The sequence below is a fragment of the Dactylosporangium sp. NPDC000244 genome, from assembly GCF_040300725.1.
GTDB lineage: Bacteria > Actinomycetota > Actinomycetes > Mycobacteriales > Micromonosporaceae > Dactylosporangium.
On the sequence record NZ_JBEPEH010000020.1, the window covers coordinates 136,433 to 162,079 of the forward strand.

General features: G+C 72.1%; 25 protein-coding genes. 10 read left to right on the forward strand and 15 right to left on the reverse strand.

All coding sequences use genetic code 11. The features are described 5' to 3' along the window. Nucleotides 1–25 precede the first annotated feature (25 nt). Nucleotides 26–331: a thiamine-binding protein gene (locus ABT369_RS27885; protein WP_350616274.1), complete on the forward strand. Its 306-nt coding sequence runs from the start codon at nt 26–28 to the stop codon at nt 329–331. A 215-nt stretch (nt 332–546) separates the two neighbouring features. Beyond that, nucleotides 547–1,188: a SnoaL-like polyketide cyclase gene (locus ABT369_RS27890; protein ID WP_350616276.1), complete on the forward strand. Its 642-nt coding sequence runs from the start codon at nt 547–549 to the stop codon at nt 1,186–1,188. Here the strand turns inward: ABT369_RS27890 and ABT369_RS27895 are convergent. Next, nucleotides 1,185–1,580, reverse strand: coding sequence for a cupin domain-containing protein (locus tag ABT369_RS27895; protein WP_350616277.1), 396 nt, complete (start codon nt 1,578–1,580; stop codon nt 1,185–1,187). The genes ABT369_RS27890 and ABT369_RS27895 overlap by 4 nt on opposite strands. Before the next feature lie 49 nt (nt 1,581–1,629). On the opposite strand from ABT369_RS27895, the gene ABT369_RS27900 reads away from it, so the two are divergent. After that, nucleotides 1,630–2,433, forward strand: coding sequence for an alpha/beta hydrolase family protein (locus ABT369_RS27900; protein WP_350616279.1), 804 nt, complete (start codon nt 1,630–1,632; stop codon nt 2,431–2,433). Here ABT369_RS27900 and ABT369_RS27905 read toward each other — a convergent pair. Next, nucleotides 2,408–4,285 (reverse strand): helicase-associated domain-containing protein, encoded by a 1,878-nt coding sequence (locus ABT369_RS27905; protein ID WP_350616280.1) that lies wholly within the window; start codon nt 4,283–4,285, stop codon nt 2,408–2,410. The two genes, ABT369_RS27900 and ABT369_RS27905, sit on opposite strands and share 26 nt — an antisense overlap. Nucleotides 4,286–4,851: 566 nt before the next feature. On the opposite strand from ABT369_RS27905, the gene ABT369_RS27910 reads away from it, so the two are divergent. Next, entirely contained in the window at nt 4,852–5,343 is a 492-nt protein-coding gene (locus ABT369_RS27910; protein WP_350616281.1) for an LAVTG motif-containing sortase-dependent surface protein, read from the forward strand. A 92-nt stretch (nt 5,344–5,435) separates the two neighbouring features. Here the strand turns inward: ABT369_RS27910 and ABT369_RS27915 are convergent, their stop codons facing one another. Continuing rightward, the gene (locus ABT369_RS27915) at nt 5,436–6,008 is read right to left on the reverse strand and encodes a TetR/AcrR family transcriptional regulator (protein WP_350616282.1); all 573 of its coding nucleotides are present in this window, start codon (nt 6,006–6,008) and stop codon (nt 5,436–5,438) included. 80 nt (nt 6,009–6,088) lie between these two features. Between ABT369_RS27915 and ABT369_RS27920 the strand changes: the two genes are divergently transcribed. Both ABT369_RS27920 and ABT369_RS27925 read left to right on the forward strand, forming a co-directional pair. Next, nucleotides 6,089–6,505, forward strand: a complete 417-nt coding sequence (locus ABT369_RS27920) for a tautomerase family protein (RefSeq protein ID WP_350616284.1) — start codon at nt 6,089–6,091, stop codon at nt 6,503–6,505. Nucleotides 6,506–6,569: 64 nt separating this feature from the next. Beyond that, nucleotides 6,570–7,418 carry a DUF72 domain-containing protein gene (locus ABT369_RS27925; RefSeq protein WP_502891831.1) on the forward strand — a complete coding sequence of 283 codons (849 nt, stop codon included), beginning with the start codon at nt 6,570–6,572 and terminating at the stop codon, nt 7,416–7,418. Here the strand turns inward: ABT369_RS27925 and ABT369_RS27930 are convergent. From ABT369_RS27930 to ABT369_RS27965, 8 genes are all read right to left on the reverse strand, one after another. Beyond that, nucleotides 7,389–8,498, reverse strand: a complete 1,110-nt coding sequence (locus tag ABT369_RS27930; protein ID WP_350616286.1) for a winged helix DNA-binding domain-containing protein — start codon at nt 8,496–8,498, stop codon at nt 7,389–7,391. The genes ABT369_RS27925 and ABT369_RS27930 overlap by 30 nt on opposite strands. 771 nt (nt 8,499–9,269) lie before the next feature. After that, nucleotides 9,270–9,635: a DUF4279 domain-containing protein gene (locus ABT369_RS27935; protein WP_350616433.1), complete on the reverse strand. Its 366-nt coding sequence runs from the start codon at nt 9,633–9,635 to the stop codon at nt 9,270–9,272. A gap of 192 nt (nt 9,636–9,827) precedes the next feature. Next, nucleotides 9,828–11,057, reverse strand: coding sequence for a glycosyl hydrolase (locus tag ABT369_RS27940; RefSeq protein ID WP_350616288.1), 1,230 nt, complete (start codon nt 11,055–11,057; stop codon nt 9,828–9,830). A gap of 35 nt (nt 11,058–11,092) precedes the next feature. Further along, nucleotides 11,093–11,980: a carbohydrate ABC transporter permease gene (locus ABT369_RS27945; protein WP_350616289.1), complete on the reverse strand. Its 888-nt coding sequence runs from the start codon at nt 11,978–11,980 to the stop codon at nt 11,093–11,095. After that, a complete protein-coding gene (locus ABT369_RS27950; RefSeq protein WP_350616291.1) occupies nt 11,977–12,885 on the reverse strand; it encodes a carbohydrate ABC transporter permease in 909 nt (302 codons plus the stop codon). The genes ABT369_RS27945 and ABT369_RS27950 overlap by 4 nt, the downstream gene beginning before the upstream one ends. Beyond that, complete coding sequence (ngcE, locus tag ABT369_RS27955; RefSeq protein ID WP_350616293.1) at nt 12,885–14,261, reverse strand: N-acetylglucosamine/diacetylchitobiose ABC transporter substrate-binding protein; 1,377 nt, start codon at nt 14,259–14,261, stop codon at nt 12,885–12,887. The genes ABT369_RS27950 and ngcE overlap by 1 nt, the downstream gene beginning before the upstream one ends. A gap of 76 nt (nt 14,262–14,337) precedes the next feature. Next, the gene (locus ABT369_RS27960; protein ID WP_502891832.1) at nt 14,338–15,084 is read right to left on the reverse strand and encodes a sugar isomerase domain-containing protein; all 747 of its coding nucleotides are present in this window, start codon (nt 15,082–15,084) and stop codon (nt 14,338–14,340) included. A 2-nt stretch (nt 15,085–15,086) separates the two neighbouring features. Beyond that, a complete protein-coding gene (locus tag ABT369_RS27965; protein WP_502891829.1) occupies nt 15,087–16,004 on the reverse strand; it encodes a MurR/RpiR family transcriptional regulator in 918 nt (305 codons plus the stop codon). Nucleotides 16,005–16,097: 93 nt separating this feature from the next. On the opposite strand from ABT369_RS27965, the gene ABT369_RS27970 reads away from it, so the two are divergent. Beyond that, entirely contained in the window at nt 16,098–17,018 is a 921-nt protein-coding gene (locus ABT369_RS27970) for an N-acetylglucosamine kinase (RefSeq protein ID WP_350616295.1), read from the forward strand. On the opposite strand, the gene ABT369_RS27975 is transcribed toward ABT369_RS27970, so the two are convergent. Then, nucleotides 16,972–18,822 (reverse strand): LamG-like jellyroll fold domain-containing protein, encoded by a 1,851-nt coding sequence (locus ABT369_RS27975; protein WP_350616296.1) that lies wholly within the window; start codon nt 18,820–18,822, stop codon nt 16,972–16,974. The genes ABT369_RS27970 and ABT369_RS27975 overlap by 47 nt on opposite strands. Before the next feature lie 11 nt (nt 18,823–18,833). Continuing rightward, nucleotides 18,834–19,460, reverse strand: coding sequence for a hypothetical protein (locus ABT369_RS27980; protein ID WP_350616297.1), 627 nt, complete (start codon nt 19,458–19,460; stop codon nt 18,834–18,836). Nucleotides 19,461–19,516: 56 nt separating this feature from the next. On the opposite strand from ABT369_RS27980, the gene pepN reads away from it, so the two are divergent. Next, the gene (gene pepN, locus ABT369_RS27985) at nt 19,517–21,952 is read left to right on the forward strand and encodes an aminopeptidase N (protein ID WP_350616298.1); all 2,436 of its coding nucleotides are present in this window, start codon (nt 19,517–19,519) and stop codon (nt 21,950–21,952) included. Here pepN and ABT369_RS27990 read toward each other — a convergent pair. Further along, entirely contained in the window at nt 21,942–23,033 is a 1,092-nt protein-coding gene (locus ABT369_RS27990; RefSeq protein ID WP_350616300.1) for a glycosyltransferase, read from the reverse strand. The genes pepN and ABT369_RS27990 overlap by 11 nt on opposite strands. Before the next feature lie 99 nt (nt 23,034–23,132). Between ABT369_RS27990 and ABT369_RS27995 the strand changes: the two genes are divergently transcribed. Together ABT369_RS27995 and ABT369_RS28000 are read left to right on the forward strand one after the other, a co-directional pair. Next, on the forward strand, nt 23,133–23,489 hold the full coding sequence (locus tag ABT369_RS27995) for a YciI family protein (protein WP_350616301.1): 357 nt from the start codon (nt 23,133–23,135) through the stop codon (nt 23,487–23,489). Nucleotides 23,490–23,502: 13 nt separating this feature from the next. Beyond that, complete coding sequence (locus ABT369_RS28000) at nt 23,503–24,753, forward strand: RNA polymerase sigma factor (RefSeq protein ID WP_350616303.1); 1,251 nt, start codon at nt 23,503–23,505, stop codon at nt 24,751–24,753. A gap of 175 nt (nt 24,754–24,928) precedes the next feature. Here ABT369_RS28000 and ABT369_RS28005 read toward each other — a convergent pair whose 3' ends face one another. Next, complete coding sequence (locus ABT369_RS28005) at nt 24,929–25,594, reverse strand: DUF2306 domain-containing protein (protein ID WP_350616305.1); 666 nt, start codon at nt 25,592–25,594, stop codon at nt 24,929–24,931. Nucleotides 25,595–25,647: the final 53 nt, after the last annotated feature.

Consider the following 25,647-nt stretch of genomic DNA (forward strand, 5'->3'; position numbering starts at 1 on the left):
GGTTGCCCAGGTTAGCGTCGAGTGCATGTCTGTGCTTGTCGCGTTCAGTGTCACGCCGCTCGGGCTCGGGGAGGACGTGGGTTCCCTCGTCGCCGAGGCGGTCCGAGTGGTCCGGGCCTCGGGGCTGCCGAACCGGACGGATGCCATGTTCACCACGGTGGAGGGCTCGACGTGGGAGGAGGTGATGGCGGTCGTGCAGGCGGCGGTGGCGGTCGTGCAGGCCTCGGCCCCGCGCACCAGCACCGTGATCAAGGTCGACTGGCGCGACGGCCCGGTGGGCCGCCTGGAGTCGAAGGTCGCCACTGTGGAGCAGCGCCTGGCGTCGAGCTAGCGCCGGGCCGGACCGTCCGGGAAATCCTCGCGGGCGGGTCCGGAATCGCTTCGACCGCCTCGCGCCACCAGAGGAAACACGGAATTAACATTGATGCCGGTGATCTTACTTGGATTGTCCAGCGCATTTACTCAACGGGGTTGACGCACGGCAATGCGTTAGCCCACGATCGCAGGCGATCACTTCCCCGTCACATACCGCGAAGGGACGTCAGCGTGACCGAAACCCCCCTGTGGTTACAGGGTCGTTCGGCCGTCGTGGAAGCCGCGAACCCGGACGACTGGCGCGAGGGAACCCCCGACTACCACCTTTCCCACACGGTGATGCCGGGCCAGCGCACCCACCAATTCGCGCCCGACTCGCTCGAGGCGGTCGTCGAGAGCATCGTGCAGGTCTTCGAGATGGAGGTCTCGCACAAGAAGGACCCCGCGACCTGGGTGTCGATGGTGACGGAGCACTTCCGCACCAACGTCAACGGTGGGGCGTGGGCCAGCGCGCAGGACATCGCCGACATCGGCAGCTACAACATCCTGATCGGTGACAGCGCCTTCTACAAGTCGGGCCAGGAATCGTTCGAATCCTCGCACCACATCTTCCACAAGGCGTTCCCGGGCGGTTTCTACTGGGAAGTCCTCGAGGTCCTGAGCCCGCCCCCGGTCGTCACGTTCAAGTGGCGCCACTGGGGCGCCTTCACCGGCGAATACCACGGTTTCCAGCCGACCGGCGAGACCGTGGAAATGTTCGGCATCAGCGTCGCCAAGGTGAACGACGACCTGAAGCTGCTCGAGGTCGAGCACTACTACGACCCGAACGCGTTCCTGGGCCGCCTGACGAATGGCTGCCCGGTCGCGCACTAGACCAGATCGTGCCCGGCGGTGCTGTCGACGTGTGCGGGGATCTCGCCTGCGACGGCATCGCCGGTCGTGAGCGTCCCGGTCGGCTCGAACATGAGGATGGAGCCGCCCGGCGACGACGGTTTGTGTTCGGTACCGCGCGGCACGACATACGTGTCGCCCGGATGCAGCACGACGGTGTGCTCGTGGCCGTCCGCCTCGCGGATGGCGATGTCGAACCGCCCGTCGAGCACGAGGAAGAACTCGTCGGTGTCGGCGTGCGTGTGCCACACGTGCTCGCCGCGCGTGTGGGCGACCCGGACGTCGTAGTCGTTCATCCGCGCGACGATCCGCGGGCTGTAGACCTCGGTGAACGACTGGAGCGCCTCGGTCAGGTTCACTGGCTTCGCGGTCATGCTCGAATTCTCCTCCCCGCCGGGCGCGCACGCACGGTACAACATCCGCATGGATGATCGCTGGCTGACCGACCCCGACCCGGCCCTGCTCCCCCGCGCCCGCACGCCCGAGGTGCGCTTCGACAGCGCCGGCGTGCCGCTGCTGGGCGTCCTGCACCTCCCGGCCGGGCCCGGGCCGCACCCGGTCGTCGTGGTGCTGCACGGCTTCCCCGGCAACGAGCGCAACTTCGACCTCGCGCAGGCGCTGCGGCGGGCCGGATACGCCGCGCTGGTCGTGCACTACCGCGGCTCGTGGGGCGTCGGCGGCGCGTACTCCTGGTCGAACGTCCTCGCCGACGCCGCCCGCACGGCCGCGGCCGCCCCCGGGCTCGACCCGTCGCTGGACCCCGGTCGCGTCGCGGTGGTCGGGCACAGCGTCGGCGGCTTCGCGGCCCTGCACACGGCGGCCGGCGATGCGTCGGTGCGCGCGGTCGCGGCCCTGGCCGCCTACGACCTCGGGGCCGTTTCCCAGGAGCCGGAAGGCGTACTGGAGCAGACCCGCGCCATGTTCGCCTCCGACCCGCTGCCGTTGCGGGGCACCAGCGGCGACGCGCTGTTCGAGGAGATGCGCGCCAACGGCCCGTCGTGGCGCCTGGCGAGCCTCGCGCCCCGGCTCGCGGACCGCCCGGTGCTGCTCGTCGCGGCGCAGGACGACACCGTCGCGCCACCGGCCCTGCACCACGACCCGCTGGTGCGCGCCTACGCCGGCATCGAGCGCTGCGAGACGATGCTGCTGCCGTCCGACCACGCCTTCTCGGATCGGCGCATCGCCCTGACGCGGGCGGTGATCAGCTTTCTGGATCGGTCCCTCTAGCCCGGTGCCGGGCCGGGCGCTCGAAGGCGATGGTGCCGTCGGCGTTCTCGGCCGCCGGCACGTAGCCGGCCTGGCGCAGGGCGGCCAGGGTCTCCGCGGGGCCCAGGGCGCTCGACAGCACGGTCGGGGCCAGCTCGGCCAGCTCCAGCCGCGCCAGGCTGCGCACGCGCATGATCTCGCCCAGCAGCGCGGTGTCGTCGCTGCGCAGCACGCAGCCGACCGTGCGCACCCGCACGTTGCCGTGCCGGCGGCCGAGGTCGGCGACCAGGTACTCCAGCGGCTGCGGCACCCGCCCGCCGGCCGCCGCCGCGCGGATGCGCGCGATGAGCTCGCCGGCGCCGGCGCCGGCGTCGAACGCGCGGCGCACCGAGGCCTCCGTGAACCGCCACGTGGAGCCGCCGCCCCGGGACTCGCGCTCGGCGGCCAGGTCCAGCAGGGCGCTCAGCGATGCGGACGGGGTGCCGGTGGCGATCGCGGTCAGGTCGCTCTGCAGCAGTACCGTCTCCTCGGCCGCCGGCAGGAAGTCGCGCAGGACCCCGGCCATCCGCTCGCCGTCGCCGGACGCGAGCGCGTGCCCGAGCGACGTCGGGGCGTAGTGCGCGCCCACGCCGATGAGCTCGCATTCGCGCCAGAGGGCGGCGGCCAGCGGTACGACCTCATCGGCATCGCCGGCGACCAGCGGCCGCAGGTAGGCCAGCATCGCGGCCAGCCCGTCCAGCCCGGCCGCCCCGCGCCCGGGCGGGAGCGAGGTGAGCACGGCGGCGAGGGTCACCCGCAGCACGGCGCTGCTCTCGTCGTGCTCGCTGCCGACCAGCGCGGGGCGGCCGTCGAGCAGCAGCGGCGCGGCCGGCATCCGCAGCCAGCCCTCGAGCAGCCACGCGAACCGCTCGGCCGGGTCGAGCTTGAGCCAGGCGTCGAACTCGGCCGACGGCGCGACCCGGTCAGCGGCGATGCCGATCAGCCCGTTCATGCCGGCGACGGTGAGCCAGAACCGCACGCCCTCCTCGTCGGAGTCGATGAGCCGGGCCAGCTTGCGTACCTCGCGCAGCCCGATCCCGCCCGCCTTGAGGATCGGCACCGGGGTCCGGCCGCACTCCTCCAGCAGCGTGACGACGGACGCGAGGGCCGCCCCGGCCGCGGCCGCCCCGGACCGGTCGACGGCCTCGGGGCTGATCGCGACCGATGCCGGTGCGGGCGGGGTGGTGTCGAAGTCCGCCCGGAACCCGGGGCGCAGCGCGGCCCCGACCTCGCTGGGCATGGAGAGAGCGGCGCCGTAGTACCCGTTGAAGATGAGCAGTCCCCGGTCGACGGCGAAGCGCAGCGGGGTGCCCCGGCGGTTGGTGCGCAGCGCGAGCAGGGCGTGCGGGTCGGCGTAGAACGGCTCCCCGGCGGCGAGGTCGCGCAGGATGTCCTGGGCCGCCTTCGGGGCGAGCCGGAACTGCTCGCGCACGAAGTCCGGGTCGGCGAGCGCGGCGCCGATGGCCCGGACGAGCTGCGCGTGGTCGCGCCCGCTGGGCCCTCCGAGCACGCCGAGCTCGTGGGCGACGCGCTGCAGTTGTTCCAGCGGGAGGTACGTCATCTCGTGCGCGGCGGCCCGCCCGAACCCGTAGCTGTTGGCGAGGACCTTGTGCAGTTCGACGGTGCGGATCCACTCGCCGTCCGGCCACGCGAGCCCGCGCTCGCGCAGGGCGTGCAGCGCGGCCTCGAGCCGCGGGTCGCCGGGCTCGACGCCGAGCGCCCGCGCCAGATCCCGGCGCCGCGTGCCCTCGGCGCGCAGGGACAGGATCTCGGCGACCTGGAGCTGCGGGAGGGTGAGCAGCGACGCGTGCTGCAGGATCTGCGCCGTCTCCACCGGCGCGATCCTATTCCGGCCCACCCGGCGCCCTCGACGACTACTTTGCGTGACCGTCGGGCGCCGACTTAAGACTTCCCTCAAACGCCGGCCCGGGCGTGCCCGACGGCATCGAAGCGCCGCCATGTCCTCGACCGCGACTCGGTCGCGCATCCATCGAGATCCGTCGTGGCATACACCTAGCGTTCTGCCACCATTACGGAGGGCCATCACGGCCGCCAGCTCGGCGTTTGCCCTTATGTTGTAACGGGTTCACCGCATCGAGTGATTAAGAGGATCATAGATCTTCATTATTTTTTTGAAGAATCCGGACAAACCCGTACCACTCGCGAATTTCTATGCCCTTACGACTGTCGCCGACGGGGCGAGCCGCACTATGTTGTGTCGTCGCTAAGTTCTGCCCCGTAGGAGACGACGTGAAAAACTCGCTGTTCAGGAAGGCTGCCGTCGGCACTTTCGCCGCGGCTGCCGCCGTCGGCCTATCGACCCTCTTCGCTACCCCGGCCAGCGCGCACAGCGCGGGTCCGGTTGGCAAGGCGGATTGCGGTGTCAACGGCACGTATACGGTGACCTGGACGGTCAGCAACGACTACGACAAGACCGTTGATCTGACCAACATCAAGATCAACGAGACGGGCGAGACCCACGCCGCCATCAGCTTGAAGGAGAAGGGCAAGCCCGGCAGCAGCAGCTCGTTCACCACCACGTACGCCGGTACCACCAACAAGAGCCTCACCCTGAGTGTCGACGCCCACTGGTCGGACGGTTACACCAAGTCCTTCGCGAGCCGGCCCGTGCAGCTCAAGGGTGACTGCAAGCCGACGGAGCACACGCCGTCGCCCTCGAAGTCGCCGTCGAAGTCCCCGTCGCCGACGCCCGAGACGTCGAAGTCCGTCACCCCGCCGCCGCCGTCGGTGTCGCCGAGCCCGAGCCTGCCGGTCACCGGCTCGTCGAGCACGCTGCCGATGGTCGGCACGGGCGCGGCCCTGATCGCGGGCGGTGCGGGGCTGGTCTTCGCCATCCGCCGCCGTCGCAACGTGACGTTCACGGCCGAGTAAGGCAGCTCGTTCCGAGGCGCCCGCCGGGTTTTCCCGGCGGGCGCCTCGTCATGTGCGGCGGGCCCGCCCCAGGGGCTCGTGGCTGCGCCTCGTCATGTGCGGCGGGCCTGCTCCAGGAGCGTCTCGCCGACCAGCTCCAGCGGTTCGAGGCTGCGCTCGGCCCGGCACATGACGACCGCGCCCTCGGTGGCGGCGATGACGGCCGCCGCGAACCGGGCCGCGCGGGCCTCGTCGAACCCCGCCCGCACGTAGAGGCCGGTCAGCCGCTCGCGCCAGGCCCGGAAGATCGCGGCGGCCCGCTGCAGGAGCTCCGGCGAGTCGGCGGCGACAGTGACCGCGAGCACCGCGCAGCCGGCCGCGAAGCCGGAGCGCTCCAGCACGAAGCGCCAGGCCCCGATCACGTACGCGGTGACCTCCTCCGCGCTGCGCCCCGCCTGCTGGGCGAGCCCGTCGAGCATGCGCGCCGCGACCAGGTCGAGGGCCGCGTCGACGAGCTGGTCCTTGCCCTCCGGGAAGTGGTGGTAGATCGACCCGCGGGGCGCGCCGGTCGCCTTCAGCACCTCCGAGAACGAGGTCGCCTGCAGCCCCTGCTTCGCCAGCAGCAGCGCCGCACCCTCGACCATCTTGCCCCGCACCTCGCCCGCCACCGGCAACTCCCCGCTCACGCCGTCTTGACTATGACGACTGGCATAATTTACGTTCTATGACGATCAGCATAGTCCTCTGCCCAAGGAGCCGCTTCGCCATGCCCATGATCGACGTCTACGCACCCGAGGACCTGTTCCCGGCCGGCTCCGACCGCGAGCTCGCCGCCCGGCTCACCGCGGCCCTGCTGCACGCCGAGGGGGTCGCCGAGCCCGGGCCCGCGCACACGAACAACACCGGCGCCTACCTGCACCGCCTTCCCGCGTCCGCCGTGCACACGGCGGCGACCGATCAGGCGCGGACGGTACGCGTGCAGGTCCTGACCCCGCCCGGCGTCCTCACCCGCGACGGCCAGCGGGAGCTGGTGGCGGAGGCGACGCGGATCGTCGCCGAGGTGAGCCGCGACCCGAGCCAGGCCCAGCGCACCTGGGTCCTGCTCACCGAGGCGGCCGAGGGCGGCTGGGGCATCGCGGGCACCGCCTTCGGACGGCCCGAGTTCGCCGCCCTCCTGGCCTGAGGTTTCCGCGCGACCTGAGGTTTCCGTCCAGCCGGCCGGATCGCCTACGGTGTTCGGCGTGACCATGCCCGCGTTGCACGTCGGCTGCGCCATGTGGAGCCTCAAGTCGTGGCAGGGGCGGTTCGTCGAGCACCCGCTGCCGGCCGGGGAGCGGCTGCGCGCCTACGCGGGCTGGTGCAACGCCGTCGAGGGCAACACCACCTTCTACGCGACCCCGACCCGCGAGACGGTGCGGACCTGGGCCGAGCAGACCGGCCCCGAGTTCCGTATGGTGCTCAAGCTGCCCCGGCCCGTCACGCACGAGCACCGCCTGACGGGCGCGGACGACGAGCTGCGCGGCTTCCTCGACGCGATCGAGCCGCTCGGGGCGCGGGTGCACGCACTGTGGGTACAACTGCCGGCGTCCTTCGCCCCGTCGGACGTGCCGCTGCTGGCCGCGTTCCTGCGCCGGCTCCCGTCCGGATATCGCTGCGCCGTCGAGGTCCGGCATCCCGCGTTCTTCGCCGGGGCAGCGACCCTGCTCGAGGACATGCTCGTCGCGGCCGGGGCCGAGTGGGTGCCGTTCGACACCACGGCGTTCTTCGCCGCGGCGCCGACGAGCGACGCCGAGCGCGACGCGTGGCTGAAGAAGCCGCGGCTGCCCCGGCGGACGGCGGCGCTCACGTCGTGGCCGATCGTGCGGTACCTGGGCCGCGACGATCGGCAGCAGACCGTCGACGGCTGGCAGGGCTGGGCCCGCCAGGCGGCCGCGTGGCTGCGCGAGGGCCGCTCCCCGACGTTCTTCATCCACACGCCGGACAACGCGGACGCACCGCAGCTGGCCCGCGACTTCCACGCCGCCGTCGCGGCGCTGCTTCCCGGCCTGCCCCCGCTGCCGGAGCCGTTACCGGTCGGCCCCCTGACGCTCTTCTAACTTCACGGTCGTACCGTCCGGAAGCTGCAGAAACTCGAGCAGCCTCGCCGCCTCGGCGCAGACCGCCGCGGGGTCGAGCAGTGGCCGGAACGGTTGCACGGCCAGGGTTTCGCCCCGGACCTCCCACGTGCCGGCGACGAACCCGTCCTCGAGGAACGTGGGGCGCACGACGGAGTACCCCGGGCAGATCACGGCCCGGTCGGCGGCGCTCGCGACGATGCGGCCGCGGTCCTCGTGACTGAGCACGAGGTTGTCGAACTCGGGCAGGAACCGCACGGGAGCCGGCTCGTCCGCGTCGGCGATCTCGGCGTCGGGCAGGTCGAACAGCTCCCGCCCGTCGTCGGCGAGGTACACGCGCAGCGAGCGGCGCATCCCCTCGATGTCGTCGCGGACCCGCCGGAGCCCGGACCAGTTCTGGAAGTCGGCGACGGTGGCGGGCCCGCATCCTTTGAGGTACCGCCGGAACAGCTCCTGCACCCGCCCCTCCCGCGCGTCTTGCAGCGGCGCCCCGATCCACTCCTCGGCCAGCGCGACGTGCACGTGCCCGCGCCGTCGCCACATCCCGGTGGGCGGCGGGTGGATGAGCGCGAGCTGGTGCTGCGCGGCCCAGGCGAGCGCCATGGTTTCCCGCCCCGGATACCGGGCCGCGAGCGCCTTGGCGAGCTGCGGCCGGGTCATGGTCCGCCCGCCGAGCACCTCCCGCGCGGCGGCGGCGAGCTCGCTGAGCTCGATCCCGTCGAGCTGCCGCCGGAACGCGGAGAGCCCGGTGTTGCCCATGCTGCGCGAGACCAACGGCCGGAGCCAGAGGTAGTCCTCGGCGGCGACGATGTGCTGCGTGCCGCGGAGCAGCCCACCCCGGACGACGCCCTTGCCGGACAACGCGTCCTGCAGCCCGCTGTGCGCGAATCCTCTTGTCCGCGCCCAAAGCCCGACATATGGCGCATCTACCTCCTGGGCCTGCACGGCCACGAGGTGCGCGACTACTTCGGCGGCGCTTCGGGGGCTTTCGCCGCCTCCGCCACCGTCGAGGAGCTGCCGCCGCAGGTAGGTCCGATTGAGCGCCCGCAATGAGATCCGCACACGGATGAGGCTAGGGCGAGATGCGGCCAGTTTCTGACCGCATCGCGGACGAGGTGATGCACCTGGCCGCGGCTGCGGCCAACCTCGCCGCGGCCCTCCCGCGAACGGACTCGCACGATGTCAGCGCCGCCAGGTCAGAACAAAAGCAAAAGCAACAAGCCTTTGAATTTTCCAAAGGGAAAAACAATAGGTCGGACGGTTGCCGAGGGGTTCCCGATCCTGAGGTGTTGCCGTGGCCGGCCGCCGTCGGCGTTGAAGAGCATCCTGAGCAGCGGCAGTGGCGAGCGTTAAGCGCACGGTTCGCAGCTTCTACGAGCACCCTGACGGCGGACCGACCTCGATCAAGATCCCCATCGCGGCCGACATCGACGCGGCCTGCATCTGGCGCCATCGGGGCGCACCCGGGCCGACGCCCGAGAGCTGCGGGCCGACGTTGTCTCCGCGGCCCTGCCCTTCAACCCCGACGGTGGCCACCACGGCAACGCCCCGGGATCAGGAACGCTTCGAATCCGTCCGGCCTATTGTTTTTCCCTCTTCTAGAAATTTGAGGTTTTCGCTCTTCGGTTTTCGCTTGTGTCCACAGTCATGATGGCGACCGCCCCGCTGAACTGCCGAGAAGCGTGCACGTGGCACGCCGCTCGTCGGCTAGCTTGACCGAGCAGGCCTGGAGCGAACGCATCCGGACGAGGGCGCTCCTGGCTCTGGCGTCGGCCCGGCCATGAACACCGTCGTGCCCGATCGCGACTCCCAAGGGGCCGCCGTCCGCGAGCGTCACGCCGATGGCTCCTCGTCGTAGACGTCCAGCCACAAATCCCCAGGCAGGCCGAGCAGGCGCCGCATCGTGTCGCGATCCAGCTCCGCCGCGTGCTCGGTCGCGTGGGAGCCGAGGTAGCACAGCCAGTTCGCCTCGTATCCCGATCCCACCAGCTCCCAGAGCCGGCCCGTCACCGGCTCGAGGATGTCCAGCAGCCGCCGCAACTGCACGGCGAGTTCGACGCCGTCCTCAGCACCAGATGCGCTGCACAACAGCCAGCCCAGACCGTCCCGCGATACATGACTGGGCCGCAGTCCAAGATGCGCGGTCACATCATCGGCCGAGCCGTTCTCCCCACCTCCGAAGAGACGGAAGGTCACCATCGTCCTCACGCCCACAGTGTGCTGCAGAAGATGGACGCGGGTCGCGCGTGCTGTTCCGATTGCTCAATGCTACCCGACGCCAAAAAATCCAGGACATCGATCAACTCGCAGAGCCATCCAAGCATGACAGAACGTAAGAGGGCCGGCGCCCCAAGCGAAGGGGCGCCGGCCCGAGCAGCAGGGAGAGCCTACTCAGCAGTGGCCGAGGTCTTCCCAGTTGGCGGTCCAGCCGGGCTCCGAGCCCTGCGTCCACCACTTCGCGCGCCACAGGTGCTTACCCTGGCCCGACGCCGGGCCGTTCGGGTTGCCGTTGGCGCTCTTCTCGTGCTTGACCGTCTGGCCGGCCGTGTAGATGCCGCTGATCGTCCACTCAGGAGCGGACGCGCAGTTGGTGGCCGGCGGCGTGGAGGTCGACGGCGACGGTGACGCCGACGGGGACTTCGACGGCGAGGCCGACGAAGACGGAGTCGCGGAGCCGGTCGGCGTCACGCACGGGCCGGACGAGTCCACCGTGTCGGTGAACGCGTTGCCCGCGCCGCGGTAGGCGGCCGCCTGTGCCGTCGCCTGGCTCGGGGTGAGGACCTGGTTCTTGGCGTACAGCACCCAGTCGACCTGCTGGATGTAGGTCGAGAGGCCGCCGGAGTGGGCCGCGGTGTCGATGAACCACAGGTTCCAGTTGATGGTCATCGTCTGGCGCGGGTAGAACTTGCCGGAGTGGTCGCCGACCTGCTGGCCGTCGATGTAGTAGATGACGTGCCCGCCGGAGACGGTGACCACGAGGTCGTGCCAGCCGTCGAAGCTCTGGCGCTGCTCCGAGTGCACGTTGTCGGCGTACCACGGGTCGTTGCGGTAGGTGTACCAGGTCGTCTGGTAGTTGATCGGGCCGGTCTCGCCCCAGCCGCCATTGGGCAGGTACTCCGAGAAGTCCAGCTCGCTGTAGGTGGGGTCGAGGTCGCCGTTGAGCGGGCTGATGGTGAAGAACGTCTCGTTGATGTGGTCGCCGTCGTTGCCGCTCGTCGGCGCGTCGGTGAAGCGGATGCGCGAGGCGTAGGTGCCCTCGAGGTAGCGCTTCTGGCTGGTGTACAGCTCGGCCTGGTTGGTGCCCCCGCCGGTGCCGTCCGTGGACGCGGTGAGCTGCATGACCTTCTGGCCGCCGTTGGTCGGGAAGGAGATGCTGTTGGCCGACCAGGTGGCGCCGGGCACGCCGGGGCCGCCGGAGTAGGTGCGCGGCACCCACCCGTGGGCGGTCAGCGACGCGTCCGAGGACGAGCTGTAGTTGAAGTCGTCGAACAGGTAGCCGCAGTTGTTCGCGGCGGCACTGGCGGTGCCGACGGTCGCCGCGGTGATCGCGAACGCTCCGACGGCGCCGGCCAACGCGATGCCGGACGCGATCGCGATAGATCGACGTTTACCGATTGACATGGATAGAGCCCTCCCCACACACAATCACGGGTGTGTTACTTGACCGCGCCGGCGGTCATTCCGGCGCGGATGTGCCGTTGGAACGCGACGTAGGCGATGAGCACCGGCAGCATGGCGATCGTCAGGCCGGCGAACAGTCCGCTCCAGTCGCTGCGGTAGCCCTGGCTGACCGACAGGGAGGCCAATCCCTGCGCCAGGACGTACCGGTCCGGGTCGGGGTTGAGAACCAGCGGCAGCAGGTACTGGTTCCAGAGCCCGAGGAAATTGAAGATGCCGACGGCGACCAGGCCCGGCCGGGCCATCGGCAGCATCACGCGGAAGAACACCCCCGCGTGCGAGCAGCCGTCCATGAACGCGGCCTCGGCGACCTCGTTGGGCAGCGTGCGGAAGAACGCGTGCAGGAAGAAGACGGTGAACGGCACCGCGTAGGCCGCGTAGACCAGGATCAGCCCCTGGTAGGTGCCGAGCAGGTGCAGCTGCTGCACGACGAAGAACAGCGGCACCAGCGCGAGGAACACGGGGAAGAACATGGCCGCGACGAACGTGTAGTAGATGAGGCGGTTGCCCCGGAACTCGTACCGCGCCAGGGCATAGGCCACCAGCGCGCCCAGCAGCATCGTCAGCAGCAGCGCGCCGCCCACGACGATGAGGCTGTTGAGGAAGTACCGCCCGATGTCGGCCTGGTTCCAGGCGCGCGACCAGTTCTCGAAGTGCGGGCGCGACGGCACCGACCACGGGTCGTTCAGGATGTCGTTGTCCGTCTTGAAGGAGCTCATCACCGCCCACAGCAGCGGCAGCGCGGTCACCACGCCCCAGCACAGCATCGCGATGTGCGGCAGCACCTCTCCGACCCGGGCGCGGGGACGAGCGGGGCGCGGCGGCGCGGAGACCGGCGCGGTGCGCTCCAACGAAGCCAGAGTCATGCCAGCTCGACCCTTTCCTTGCGGCCCGCGCGCAGGGCGAGCACCGCCAGCGTCAGCGTCGCGAAGAACAGCGCGACCCCCATCGCCGAGGCGTAGCCGAACTTGCCGTAGGTGAAGGCGTTGCGGTACAGCGACAGCCCGATCACCTCCGTGGCCCCGTCCGGCCCGCCCGGCCCCACGGTCATGACCTGCACGACGGCGAACCCGTCGAGCGCCGCGATGCCGAGGTAGACGAACGCGACCTGCACGGTGTCGCGCACGAGGGGCAGCGTCACCTTGCGGAACGTCGCCCAGCCGCTCGCGCCGTCGAGCAGCGCGGCCTCGAAGAGCTCCTTCGGGATCGAGTCGATCGCCGCGCTGAACAGCACCATGTAGAACCCGGCCGACGACCAGACCAGCACGGCCATCACGGCCGGCAGCGCCAGGTTCGGCTCGGCCAGCCAGCTGCGCGCCGCCGAGCCGAGTCCGGCCGCCCGCAGCGCCCCGTTGAGCAGGCCGTTGTTCGGGTTGTAGATGAACTGCCACAGCACGGCGACGATGACCAGCGACAGCAGCTGCGGGAAGAAGTACACGATCTGGTAGACGCGGGTGCCCGCGATCCCCCGGCGCCCGTCGCGCCCGCCGAGGTGGAGCATGCTCGCCAGGAACAGCCCGAGCCCGATGGTCACGACGGGCACCACGACGAGCATGATCGCGTTGTTGCGCACCGCGTCGAGGAACAGGGAGTCGCCGCCGAGGCGGGCGTAGTTGCCCGCCCCGACGAAGTGCGCCTCGCCGGCCACGCCGGTCCAGTCGGTGAGCGACAGGTAGAACGCCTGCGCGTACGGGGACAGCACGAACAGCACGTGCAGCACCAGCGCGGGCACGAGCGCACCGACGAGGAACCGGAGCCGACCGTGCTTCATCAGCGGGTGTACTTCTTGACGCCGGAGTCCTTCGCGAGCGCGTCGGCGGCCTTCTGGACCCGGTCCGCCCACTCGGCGGCGGTGGCGCGCTTGTTGACCAGCTCGCCGGTCGCGTCGTCGACGGCCTTGGCCAGCGGGGCGTACCAGGTGCGGAACTTGAAGCTGAACGCCTCCTTGCCCGCCGCCGTGATCGCGTCCCGCGTCGAGCCGAGCCCGCTGCTCAGGGTCAGCCCGTCGGTCGCCCCGGCCACGGCCGGCAGCGTGCCCGCCGACTGCGCGAAGCTCTTCGCCGACTGCTTGGAGAACAGGATCCGCAGGTACTCCATCCCGCCGGCGACGTTCTTCGCCTTCGACGGCACGATGTAGGACTCGGAGCTCGCCGCCTGCACCGCGGCCCCGCCCATCTTGTCGCTGCCCGTGCGGGACGGCACCGGGCCCATCACCATGTCGAAGCCGTTGGGGGCGACGCCCTTCTGCTCGCTCTCCAGCCAGGAGCCGCAGGGGATGAACGCGGCCTTGCCCTGGCACCAGGCGGCCTGCGACTCGGTGTGGGACAGGGCCTCGGAGCCGCTCATGATGTACCCCTTGGCGGCCAGCTCCGCGAACGCCTCCGCGGCGGCCTTGAGCCCGTCGGCCTTCCACGCGTTCGGCTCGAGGTTGTCGACGCTCTTGAGCAGCGCCTCCCCGCCGATCTTGGCCGCCATGGTGAGCAGCGGGTCGTTCATGTACTCCGGGTACTTGCCCTGGTAGGTCCAGGGTGCGATGCCGGCCGCCTTGATCGTGGCGCACAGGGCGAGCATCTCGTCCCACGTCTTCGGGTACGCCCAGCCCTTGCTCGCGAACAGCGGCTTGGAGTACCACAGGCCCCACACGGTGTAGGTGAAGTTCAGCGTGAGGACCTGCTTGTCGAAGGTGCCGTCGTCGACGACGCCGGGCAGCAGCGTGTCGCGCACCTTCGTGCCCGGGTCGTCGAACGACGGGGCGTCGAGCAGCTCGGTGAGGTCCGACAGCTGCTTGGCCGAGACGAGCGTGGCCAGGTCGAGCCGGCCGGCGCCGGTGTTGTCGACGACGTCCGGCGGGGTGTTGGCGACGAACCGGGGCTGCAGCGCCTCGCCGACCTTCTGGATGCCCTTGTGGTCGATCGTCGCCTTGGTGTGCTTGCCCTTGTAGAGGTCCTCGGCGTGCTTGGCGTAGTCGTCGCCGTAGCCGCCCTTGAAGATGACGACCTCGAGCGGGGCGTCGTCCTTGACCCCGAGCGGGTTGTCGGCGCTCTTGTCGCCCGTGCTGGCCGCGGGCTTGTCGTCGTTGCTCCCGCTGGTGACACAGGCGCTGAGCAGGGGCGCGGCGATGGCGACGCCGGCGGCACCCTTCAGCACGGATCTGCGGCTGGGGTAGTTTGGGAGTGAAGGTGAGGGGTTCATGACTTGGACCATGTTCGAGCTCGCTCTCCTTTTAAGCGGTACGCCGGATGCGCCCGGCGTACCGCGCCTCAAGTGCTGCGTTGTGCTCCCGCCCGCCCGGCACGTTGTCGGACAGGTAGACCGGCGGCGTGACGCCGGCGGCCAGCAGGCGCGCCACCACTTCGATGACGATCTGCTGGGCCAGCAGGGCCGCCGTGACCGAGGAGACCGCGCCGACGGCACCGCCGCCGGGCAGCGGCAGCGACGCGTCGCCGTAGGGGGCCCCGTTGTCGAGGACCACGTCGGCGAGGTCGCCGAGCTTCAGGCCGCTCTCGTGCCGCGAGTCCACCCGGGCGGAGTGTTCGAGCGACGTGATCGCGATGAGGGCGTGCCCCCGCTGCTTGACCAGTTGCGCCATCTCCACCACGGCGCCGTTGACGCCGGAGTTGGAGGCGATGACGAACGTGTCGTCGGGCTTGACGGGGGCGAGGTCGTAGAGGCGGTGGGCGACGGCGGGGGTGCGCTCGAGCTGGGGGTCGGCCAGCGCGCTGAGCGGGTCGCCGCCGTAGAGCACGATGTCGCGCAGGGCGATGCGGCTGGTGGGCACGAGTCCGCCGGCCCGGCCCGCGATCTCCATGGCGAGCGCCTCGGAGTGCCCGCAGCCGAACGCCTGGATCACCCCGCCCGCCTGGACCGTCGCGGTCATCAGGTCGGCGGCGTGCGCCACCTTGTCGCCCTGGGTGGTCCCGACGCGGTCGATCGCGGCGCGGATCACCTCGACGTAGTCGGCACTTCTGATGGTCACAGCGGCTTGTCCCTCCGTGGTCGCTTGCGGGTGGTGGTCGTGTCGGGCAACCGGTGCGCGTCGACGGCGCGCACGGTGAGCTCGAGGGCCTCGGCGGTGCGCTCGTAGGTGCGCTGCGCCACCGCGACGTAGATGAGGTCCAGGACCAGCAGCTGCGAGTGCAGCGCGGAGAGGGCCGCGACCCGGAAGGTGGTCTCGTGGACCGAGGTGGTGAACACGACGTCGGCCACCTCGGCCAGCGGGGAGCGCCCGAAGGACGTCACCGCGATCGTCGTCGCCCCGTGGTCGGCGGCCTCGGCGAGGGTCTCGATCACCTCGCGGGTGCGGCCGGAGTGCGACAGCCCGATCGCGACGTCGCCCGGCCCGAGCAGCGCCGCGTTCGTGAGCGCGGTGTGGCTGTCGGAGCGGTACCAGACCGGGACCCGGATGCGTTCGAGCCGGAAGGCCATCTCCCGGCCGGCGGTACCGCTGGAGCCGAACCCGAAGATCTCGACGCGCCCGGCGCCGGCGATGGCCTCCGCGACCCGCTCGACCGCGGCGACGTCCAGCCCCGCGGCGGTCGCCTGGATCGCCCGGGTGTCCGCGGCGGTGATCACCCCGAGGACGTCGCCGAGCGGGTCGCCCGGCGCGATGTCCCCGCTGATGTCGGTCTCCCAGCGCGCCTGTTCGGCCCGCCCCGTCTCGGTCGCGATCGCCACCCGCAGGTTCGCGTAGCCCTTGAAGCCGAGCGTCCGGCTGAACCGCGTGACGGTGGCCGTCGAGGTGCCCGAGCGTTCCGCGAGGTCGACGATGCTCGCGTGCGCCGCCGTCTCGGGATCGCCGAGGATCGTCTCGGCGATCTTCCCCAGGGCGTCCGGCATCGTCGGCCCCTCGATGCGGAGCCGCCCGAGCAGCCCGCCACTCTCACCCGTCACCGGTCATCCTTTTCATCGTTCCGCCTTGGCGATGAAAATTACGACCACTTCAACTTCTAGTCAATAAGCATTTTCTATGTTTCCATCGATGCCATGGCAGTCGTGGTCCGGTCCGTGGTGGTCGGCGTAGACGCGGGCGGGACGGCGTCGAAGGCGGTGGTCGTCGACGAGACGGGCGCCGTGCTCGGGCGCGGGTCCGCCGGTCCCGGCAACCCGGCCGCCGGCGGCCCGGCGGCCGCGCGCGCCATCGGGTCGGCGCTGCGGGCCGCGCTCGGGCCGGCCCCGGCGACGGTGACCTCTGGGGTGGTCGGCGTCGCCGGGGCCAGCGCCCTGGCCGATCCCGCGATCGCGGCCGCCTTCGCGGCGGAGTGGGACGCGCTGGGCCTGCGCTGCCCGATGACGATCGCGGGCGACGCGGTCACGGCCTTCGCCGCGGGCGGGGACTGGGCGTCGGGCGCGGTGCTCATCGCCGGGACGGGCGCGGTCGCCGCGCTGGTCGAGGGCCTCGAGATCACGCGGGTCGCCGACGGGCTGGGCTGGCTGCTCGGCGACGAGGGCTCGGGGATGTGGCTGGGGCTGCAGGCCGTACGGCTGGCGGCGCGTCAATGGCAGGCACCGCTCGCGCGCCGGGTGGCCGCGCACGCCGGGGCCGCGACCGCGGACGACCTCGTGCACTGGGCCCAGGCGCTGCCCCCGTTCGGTGCCCTCGCGCCGGTGGTCTGCGAACTCGCCGACGCCGGCGACCCGGACGCCTCCGCGATCACCACCGAGGCCGCACGGCGGCTGGTCGCCACCCTAGACGAGCTGGAGGCGCCGGACGCCCCGGTGGTGCTGGCCGGCGGCCTGCTCGTCGCCGACACCCCGGTGCGCCGCGGCGTGCTGGCGCGACTGGCTGAGCGCGGGGTCGTGCACGGCACCACCGTGGGCACCGCGCACGACCCCGCGCTCGGCGCGGCCCGGCTGGCGCTCAGAACCGGGTCAGGAAGTCCCGCACCGGCAGCGCCGCCGCGGTGATCCGCACGTCGCCGATCCAGCCGTAGAAGCCCTGCGAGAACTGCTCGGCGAACTGGGTCGCCCCGATCACGAACGGCTTGCCGAACGTCGTGATGCCCTTCGACGGCTGGGTGGGGTTACGCGCGATCGGCGAGCCGTCGACGTACACCACCGTCTTGCGCGAGTCGTTGACCACCGCGAGATGCATCCAGCGGCCCACCGGCAGCGCGTGGCTCCACGACGTCGGGTCGGCGTCGCGGTCGGTGGGGTAGACGACGAACTGCAGGAACCGCTCCGGCGACAGGTTCAGGCTGCACGTCGGCTCCTCGGGCGACCAGCCGCTGGTCTTGCCCGCGTCGCCGTTGCGCCCCTCCCAGGAGAGGATCCCCATCCAGGCGTGGTCGCCCTCGAACGGGTCCGGGAACTTCACGAACGCCTCGATGGTGTAGCCGCGCTCGAACCGCTGCGCGTTGATCGGCGCGGACCTGACCGCCTCGAGGATCGCGCCGCGGTCCGGGGACTTGCCGCCGTCGAAGCGCAGGCTCGCGTGGGCCGGCGCGCCCAGGTGATGCTCCGGCGACCACGTCAGGGCGCCCGGGCCGCCGGCGTGCAGCCGGTGCACGACGAGGTCGTTGCCCTTGCCGGTGAGGTCCTTGACGACGGTACCGTCGGCGACCGCCGCGCCCGCCGGACCGCCGGACGGCAGCCCGGCGGGGTCGAAGCGCCAGTACGCCGCCGTGTCCCGCCCGATGACGGCCGCGGCGGGCCGGGGCGCGGGCGGCGTGACGGGCGCGAAGCCGGCGAACCGGGCCGCGAAGTCGATCTCCAGGCTGAAGCGGTCGGCCGGCCCGGTCAGCTCGATCGTCTCCGCCTCCAGCGGGTTGCGCTGGTGCGGGTCCCGCCGCAGGAACCACGGCGAGAACGTCTCCACGTCGATGACGCCGCGGGCCAGGTCGAAACGGTAGAGGCGGATCATGCCGGCGCCGCCGTAGTACCGGTCCTGGTAGTTCGTGATGTGCACGTGCACGTCGTGGCCCGCGTCGTTGCGCAGCACGGTGCGCCCGGGCGGCCAGAAGTGCCCGTTGAGGGTGAGGAAGATCTGGTCGTTGCGCTTGATGAACCGGTCCCACAGCCGCTGGCCGTAGTCGGACAGGTGCGCCTGCCCGTTCTCCTCGGACCAGGCCAGCTCGTGCGTGGTGAGCACGACCGGCAGCGTCGGGTGCGCGTCGAGCACGCCCTGCGCCCACGCCAGGCCCTTGTCCGACACCCGCCAGTCCAGCGCGAGGACGAGCCACTGGCGGCCGGCCGCGCGGAGGGTGTGGAAGCTGTTGTACCCGTCCGGCGACGCCCCGCCGAAGGTCGGCATCTTCGTGAAGCGCTTGGCCGCGGCCCCGAACGCCCGCAGGTACGCGGAGTCGCCGCGCTGGTCGTCGGTGGAGCCGTTGATGTCGTGGTTGCCGGCCAGGACGCTGTAGGGCATCCGGCCGTCCAGCGCCTTGAACGTGTCCGAGGCGAGCCCGATCTCGTGCTCGCTGCCGTGCTCGGTGACGTCGCCGAGGTGGGCCATGAACACGATGTTCGAGTCGGCGCGCTCGCGCAGCAGGTACTCGAAGGTCTCCCGCAGCGGCTCGGGGCGGGAGCTGTCCTCGTCGAAGAGGTACTGGGTGTCCGGCAGCACGGCGAGCGCGAACCTCGGCACGCCCGGGTCGGACGTCTGCGGGGCCGCCTCGGCGGTGGTCGCGGTGGTGGTGACGACGGCTCCCACGGCGGGGACGGCGACGGCGGCCTGGAGCAGTGCCCGCCGTCCGAATTGCCCTTCAGTCATGAGGTGGACCCTTATGTCCGCGTCTGACCGCCCGATGCCAACGAGCCGAACTCCGATCGAAGTTTGTTCACAGCTCGGGCTACGAGGTAGAGGACCACGGCGTTGAGGCAGTGCCAGGCCCAGTGCAGGCCGATCGGGAACGCGCCGCACAGGGGCTCGTCCAGGGTGCGCAGGGTGAGCGAGACGGCGAAGACGCCCGCCGCGACGGCCAGCGGCCGCGAGCGCAGGGCGACGGCGAACCCGGCGAGCCCGAGCAGGGCGGGCAGATAGCCGCCGAGGGCGTACTGCCGGCCCGCCCGAGCCAGCAGGACGTCGACGAGGGCGGCGAACGCCACGAACGCGGGCGCGGCCAGCCACGCGCGCCCGGGTCGCACGCCGAGGCCGTGCCTCGCGAGTAGCACGACGGCGACGAGGACGAACACCAGGATCGACAGCGAGTCCAGCGCCGCGGTGAAGCCGTTGGCGAAGGTGTGGAACGAGAGGCTGCACAGCCCGACGACGCCGAGCAGGATCGGCAGGGTCCGGTGCCGGGTCCGCACGAGCAGCACCGCGCACGCGACGAGGAACGCCGCGTTCGACACCGCGTTCATGGGCTCGGCCCACAGGCCCGGGCCGAGGCGCTCGCAGTAGCCGTCCACGCGGCCGAAGCTAACCGCCCGAGTTGACGGGCGGGCGAGCGGGTAGCGTCGGGATCATGACGAGCCTGACCCACGGCGAGGCGATCGAGCGAGCCCGGCTCGTCGCCGTGCGCTCCTACGCGATCGAGCTGGACCTCACCGAGCCGGACGCGTTCACCTCGCGCACGGTCGTCGACTTCGCCTGCTCCTCGCCCGGGGCCGCGAGCTTCGCGGAGGTCAAGGGGGCCCAGGACGTACGCGTGACGCTGAACGGCCGCGAGGCGCCGGTCGCGGACGGGCGCGTGGCGCTGGCCGGGCTGGCCGCCGAGAACCGGCTCGAGGCCGAGTTCACCGCGCGGTACTCCCCCAGCGGCGAGGGCATCCTGCGCTTCACCGACCCCGAGGACGGCGAGACGTACCTCTACGGCCAGGCCCCGCTCGACGACGCCCCGCGCATGTTCGTGTGCTTCGACCAGCCCGACCTCAAGGCGCCGATGACCCTGACGGTCCTCGCCCCTCCACAGTGGACGGTCCGGGCCAACGCGCCGGTGGCGACGCGCACCGGCGGCCGCTGGGCGTTCGAGCCGACGCCGCCCCTGTCCACCTACCTGTTCAGCTTCGTCGCCGGCCCCTGGCACGTGCTGGAGCGCGAGCACGACGGCATCCCCCTGGCCCTGCTGTGCCGCCGCAGCCTCGCCGCCGGCCTCGACGCCGACGCCGACGAGCTGTTCGCCGCGACGGCCGCGGCCTTCGACCGCTACCACGAGCTGTTCGGGGTGCGGTATCCGTTCGGCAAGTACGACCAGGCCTTCGTGCCCGGGTTCAGCGGCGGCGCGGTCGAGAACCCGGCCCTGGTCAACTACCGCGAGGAGTTCCTGTTCCGCGCGGGCGCGACCGACAGCGACCGGCACCGGCGCTTCGTGGTGATGGCGCACGAGATGGCCCACATGTGGTTCGGCAACCTGGTGACGCTGCGCTGGTGGGACGACGTGTGGCTGAACGAGGCGTTCGCGGAGCTCATGGGCTGGCGGGTCGCGGCCGAGACCGGGCGGCACCCGTCCGCGCCGGCGGACTTCGCGATCTGGCGCGAGCGGTGGGGCCTGCTGGCCGACGAGCGCCCGTCGACGCACCCGGTCGCCCCGGAGGGGGTCACGGACACGGCGGTGGCCTTCCAGAACTTCGACGGCATCTCGTACGCCAAGGGCGCCGCGGCCCTGCGCCAGCTCGCGATCTCGCTGGGCGACGAGGTCTTCCTGGAGGGCCTGCGCAAGTACTTCTCGGCATACCGGTTCGCCAACGCCGACCTGACGGACTTCCTGGCCGTGATCGGCTCGGCGGCCGGCCGCGACCTCACCGGCTGGGCCGAGCTGTGGCTGCGCAGCACCGGCGCGAACACCCTCCGCCCCGTGCCGTCCCGCGGCGAGCCCGGCCTGCGGATCAAACAGTCGGGCCGCCCGCTGCGCCCGCACCGCCTGACGGTGGCGATGTTCGCCTCGGACGGCTCGGTGACCCGCGAGCCCTGCACGATCGACGGCCCCGGCGCGCTCCTGCCGGGCGTCGCCGCGGCCGCCGGCACGGTCGTGCTGCTCAACGCCGGCGACGAGACCTACGCGAAGGTCCGCTTCGACCCGCTCAGCCGCGTGGCCCTGCCCGCGGTCCTGCCCGACCTGGACGACTCCCTGGCCCGTGCGGTGATCTGGGCCGCGGTGACCGACGCCGTGCGCGACGGCGAGATCCCGCCGTCGGAGCTGCTGAACCTGCTCTCCGCGGCCCTGCCCGCGGAGCGCCAGGAGGGTGTCTTCGACGAGGTCCTGGCCTTCGCCCGCGACGCCCTGGCCCGCCGCGGCCTGATCCCGTTCGCGCCGCTGGCCGAGGTGTGCACGGCGGCCCTGTCGGCGGCGGCGCCGGGCTCGGGCCGCCAGCTGGCCACCGCGCGGGCGCTGGCGACCGTGGCCGGCGCGCCGGTGCTGCGCGCGTGGCTCGCGGGCGGTCCGGGCGCCCCGGACGGCCTGGCGATCGACGCCGACCTGCGCTGGTCGCTGCTGCTGCGCCTGGCCGCCCTGGGTGACGCCACGCCCGACGAGATCGCCGCCGAGGAGCGCCGCGACCCCAGCGCCATGGGCGCCGAGCGCGCGGCCGCCTGCCGGGCCGCCCGCCCCGACGCGGAGGCCAAGGCCGCGGCCTGGGACGTGCTCGTCCACGACCCGAACCCCCGCCTCGCCATGGTCAACGCCGAGGCGTTCTGGCAGCCGGGCCAGGAGGCGCTCACCGACCCGTACGCCGAGCGGTACTTCGCCGACGTGCCCGCCATGCTCGAGGGCCGCTACCTGCTCGGGGCGCTGAAGGTGGTCCGGTTCGCGTTCCCCCTGTTCTCCCCGCGCGCCCTGGCGCCGGCCGAGGCGATGCTGCGCCGCACCGACCTCGACCCGCTGCTGCGCCGCGAGATCGCCGAAGGCGCCGCCGAACTGCGCCGCTGGGCCCGTGACCAGGACCAGGACCCCGTCACGCGGTGAGCGCCTCCAGGCGGGCGACCGCGGCGGCCGGGTCCGGCATCGCGGCCACCTCGGCGCGCAGGGCCTGAGCCGCGGCCGCGTACGACGGGTCCGTGAGCACGGTCCGCAGGGCCGCGGCCGCTTCTGCCCCGGTCGCGGACACGGCGTCGAGGACCACGCCCACGCCCAGCTCCGCGCACCGGTCGGCGTTCGCGGGCTGGTCGGCGCCCATCGGCACCAGCACCATCGGCAGGCCGTGGGCCAGGGCGCCGACGACGGTGCCGGAGCCGGCGTGGGTCACCACGGCCGAGCAGCGGGGCAGCAGCGACGCCTGCGGGACGTACCGCTCCACCCGCACGTGCGCGGGCTGCGGGCCGAGCTCCGCGGGGTCGATGCCCGCGCCCACCGTGACGACGAGCCGGATCGGCAGCGAGCGGAAGCCGGACAGGAAGCGCGTGAAGAGGTCGCCCGACTCGGTGTTGAAGATCGTGCCGAGCGTGAAGTACACGGTCGGCGGGTCGGTCGGGGCCGGGGTCACGGGCTCGAACGGGCGCATCTCGAACGGGCGCATGCTCGCGGCCGGGCGGAACGTCGGCGGTACCGGCGAGATCACCAGGTGCCGGTCCAGCATCGCCAGCGACGGGTCGGCGGGCAGGCCGTGCGCGGCGCGCGTCTCGTCGAGCAGGGTGGACAGGCCCGCGGGGCGGCCGAAGCCGCCGGCCGCCAGGACCACCACCGACGCGTGCGGAAGGCCGAGCGACTCCGCCGCGATCATGCTGCCGAAGTCGCCCTCGTCGCACACGATCAGGTCCGCGCGCCACTGCCGCGCCACCGCGCCGGTCGTCGCCGCGCGCTCCCGGGCGATCCAGCCGCCGAAGCCCCCGAGGAAGTCGCGCTCCTCGCGGTCGCGGTCGACGGGCCGCAGGGGGCGGCGATCGTCCGGCTCGTCCGCGCCGGCGGGGTAGCCCTCGAACTCCTTGGGCAGGACGCCGGGTCTTCCGGTGAAGGCGACGGCGTGGCCGCGGGCGGCGGCGGCCCGGGCGAGCGGGAGCAGCGGCTGGACGTGGCCGTTGCCGCCGGCGAAGCCGAAGAGGATGCGCATGGAAATCTCCCGGGAAAACTCGTGGGGGTGTTGTCGAAATCCGCGGACCGAACTCGACGCGGTGGTGAAGGCTACAGAAACCACGGAAGGGAACCCGAAATGCGCTACATGATGATGCACAAGCTGGACGACTCGAACCCGGCGCTGTGGCAGCCGACCCCCGCGTTCATCGAGCGGTTCGGGAAGTACATGGACGAGGTCAGCAAGGCCGGGGTGCTGCTCGCCGCCGAGGGCCTGCTGCCCAGCTCGGCCGGGGCGGCGACGATCTCCAAGCGCGACGGCGAGACCACGGTCGTCGACGGGCCGTTCGCGGAGGCGAAGGAGGTCATCGGGGGCTTCGGCATCGTGCAGGTGCGCGACCAGGCCGAGGCCGTCGAGTGGGCTCGGCGGTTCGCGGACCTGTTCGACCACGACATCGAGATCGAGGTGCGGCGGGTCTCGGAGTACGAGGGCTAGTTATGTTGGCCGGGTGAGCACTCCCGGTACCGATGCCAAATCCGCGATCGAGGCAGTCTGGCGGATCGAGGCGGCGCGCGTGATCGCGGGCGTCGCCCGGCTCGTCGGCGACGTCGGCCTCGCGGAGGAGCTTGCGCAGGACGCCCTGGTCGCGGCGCTGGAGCAGTGGCCGGCCGAGGGCGTCCCGCGCAATCCCGGGGCGTGGCTCATGACGACGGCGAAGCGGCGCGGGATCGACACCATCCGGCGGCAGCAGGTGCTGCACAAGCACCTGCCCGCCCTGGCCGGCGAGGAGCGGCTCGACGACCCGGCGCTGGAGGCGGTGCTCGAGCAGGAGCCCATCGAGGACGACCTGCTCCGCCTGATCTTCACGGCGTGCCACCCGGTGCTCAAGCCGGAGGCGCGCACGGCCTTGACCCTGCGCCTGCTCGGTGGGCTGTCCACGGACGAGATCGCGCGGGCGTTCCTGGTCCCGGACGCGACGATGGGCCAGCGCATCAGCCGCGCCAAGAAGGCCCTCACCGACGCGAAGGTGCCCTTCGAGCTGCCCACGGGCGCGGCGCGCAGCGAGCGGCTGGCCTCGGTGCTGGAGGTCATCTACCTCATTTTCAACGAGGGGTACTCCGCGACGGCCGGCGACGACTGGATGCGCCCGGCCCTGTGCGGGGAGGCGATGCGCCTCGGCCGCGTGCTGGCGGGCCTGATGCCGGCCGAGGCGGAGGTGCACGGCCTCGTCGCGCTGCTGGAGATCCAGGCGTCCCGCGCGGCCGCCCGCACCGGCCCCGGCGGCGAGCCGATCATGCTGCTGGACCAGGACCGGCGCCGCTGGGACCGGCTGCTCGTGACCCGCGGCCTGAAGGCGCTCGAGCGCGCCGAGGAGCTGGGCGGGGGCACCTACACGCTGCAGGCCGCGATCGCCGCCTGCCACGCCCGCGCCCGCACCGCGGAGGAGACCGACTGGTCCGAGATCGCGCGGCGGTACGCCCAGCTGTCCGCCCTCGCCCCGTCGCCGATCGTCGAGCTCAACCGCGCCGTGGCGGTCTCGATGGCGGACGGCCCGGCCGCGGGCCTGACGGTGCTGGAGCCGCTCCTGCGGGACAAGGCGCTGCGGGGGTACCACCTGCTGCCCTCGGTCCGCGCCGACTTCCTCTTCCGCCTGGGCCGCCTCCCCGAGGCCCGCGCCGAGTTCGAGCGCGCCGCGTCGATGACCCGCAACGAGCGCGAGCGCACTCTGCTGCGGGCCCGGGCCGAGGCCTGCGGATGACGTAACTGGTTCGGGCTCGAGCCCGCCGAAGACCTCACCGACGCCTGGGTCGCCGACGCCGTGGACCGGGCCACGCGGACGAGCGAGGCGACATGGACGCGGTGAGCGAGCACTGGCTGCGGACGAGGCCCACGCGGACGGCGTGGCCCGGTGGATCCTCGGCCGCCCCGGATAGTCATGCCTCGGTGCGGGGGCGCGGGCGGGCCGAGCGGCGGATGACGATCTCGGCGACGGCCAGGTTGAGCACCCAGGCGGAGATCAGCGCCACGCTGCGCCAGGCCGGGTAGTCCGGGCCGTCCGGGTCCAGCGGGATCAGGGGCAGGCTCGTGAAGACCTGGGTGCCGGCGCCCATCGCGAGGGCGTACGCGCGGATCATCCAGGCCTTGTGCGCGTGGAAGTCGCGGCGGCGGATGGCGACGAAGCCGAGGACGATCGACGCCAGCATGCCGGTGCCCACGACGTAGCGGGCCGCGTTGGTCGCGGCGTTGTCGCCCCTCGGCAGGTCGTAGAAGGTGGTCATCCACAGGCCGGACAGGGCCACGGCCAGGCCGCAGAGCACCAGGACCCGGCCGGTGACGCGGTGCCACCGGCGATGCCGGCGCCGGAAGTGCGGGGCGAACTGCAGGGCGCCCAGGAAGCCGTAGAGGACCGCGCCGACGATGTGGACGAGGACAGGGGCGGGCATGTCGACGAAGCGGGCGTTGGCCGCGGTGCGCTCGACGCCGCCGGTCAGCTGGGCGACGCGCACGCCGCCGGCCAGGGAGGGAACGAGGGCGAGCACGAACAGGCCGGCGATGATGGGCCAGTCGCGGGGGCGGGTGCGGTTGGCAACGGTCGTCATGAGCACCGATGGTGGGCTTCGCGCGGGCCGGAAACATCGGTCCATGGGCCGGG

Coding starts and splice junctions, on each gene's coding strand:
- ABT369_RS27990 (WP_350616300.1), bottom strand. CDS start 23,033: ATGCGCATCCTCTTCGGCTTCGCCGGCGGCAACGGCCACGTCCAGCCG.
- ABT369_RS27950 (WP_350616291.1), bottom strand. CDS start 12,885: ATGAAGCACGGTCGGCTCCGGTTCCTCGTCGGTGCGCTCGTGCCCGCG.
- ABT369_RS27935 (WP_350616433.1), bottom strand. CDS start 9,635: ATGGTGACCTTCCGTCTCTTCGGAGGTGGGGAGAACGGCTCGGCCGAT.
- ABT369_RS27995 (WP_350616301.1), top strand. CDS start 23,133: ATGCGCTACATGATGATGCACAAGCTGGACGACTCGAACCCGGCGCTG.
- pepN (WP_350616298.1), top strand. CDS start 19,517: ATGACGAGCCTGACCCACGGCGAGGCGATCGAGCGAGCCCGGCTCGTC.
- ABT369_RS27945 (WP_350616289.1), bottom strand. CDS start 11,980: ATGACTCTGGCTTCGTTGGAGCGCACCGCGCCGGTCTCCGCGCCGCCG.
- ABT369_RS27940 (WP_350616288.1), bottom strand. CDS start 11,057: ATGTCAATCGGTAAACGTCGATCTATCGCGATCGCGTCCGGCATCGCG.
- ABT369_RS27970 (WP_350616295.1), top strand. CDS start 16,098: ATGGCAGTCGTGGTCCGGTCCGTGGTGGTCGGCGTAGACGCGGGCGGG.
- ABT369_RS27900 (WP_350616279.1), top strand. CDS start 1,630: ATGGATGATCGCTGGCTGACCGACCCCGACCCGGCCCTGCTCCCCCGC.
- ABT369_RS28005 (WP_350616305.1), bottom strand. CDS start 25,594: ATGACGACCGTTGCCAACCGCACCCGCCCCCGCGACTGGCCCATCATC.
- ABT369_RS27885 (WP_350616274.1), top strand. CDS start 26: ATGTCTGTGCTTGTCGCGTTCAGTGTCACGCCGCTCGGGCTCGGGGAG.
- ABT369_RS27975 (WP_350616296.1), bottom strand. CDS start 18,822: ATGACTGAAGGGCAATTCGGACGGCGGGCACTGCTCCAGGCCGCCGTC.
- ABT369_RS27925 (WP_502891831.1), top strand. CDS start 6,570: ATGCCCGCGTTGCACGTCGGCTGCGCCATGTGGAGCCTCAAGTCGTGG.
- ABT369_RS27895 (WP_350616277.1), bottom strand. CDS start 1,580: ATGACCGCGAAGCCAGTGAACCTGACCGAGGCGCTCCAGTCGTTCACC.
- ABT369_RS27920 (WP_350616284.1), top strand. CDS start 6,089: ATGCCCATGATCGACGTCTACGCACCCGAGGACCTGTTCCCGGCCGGC.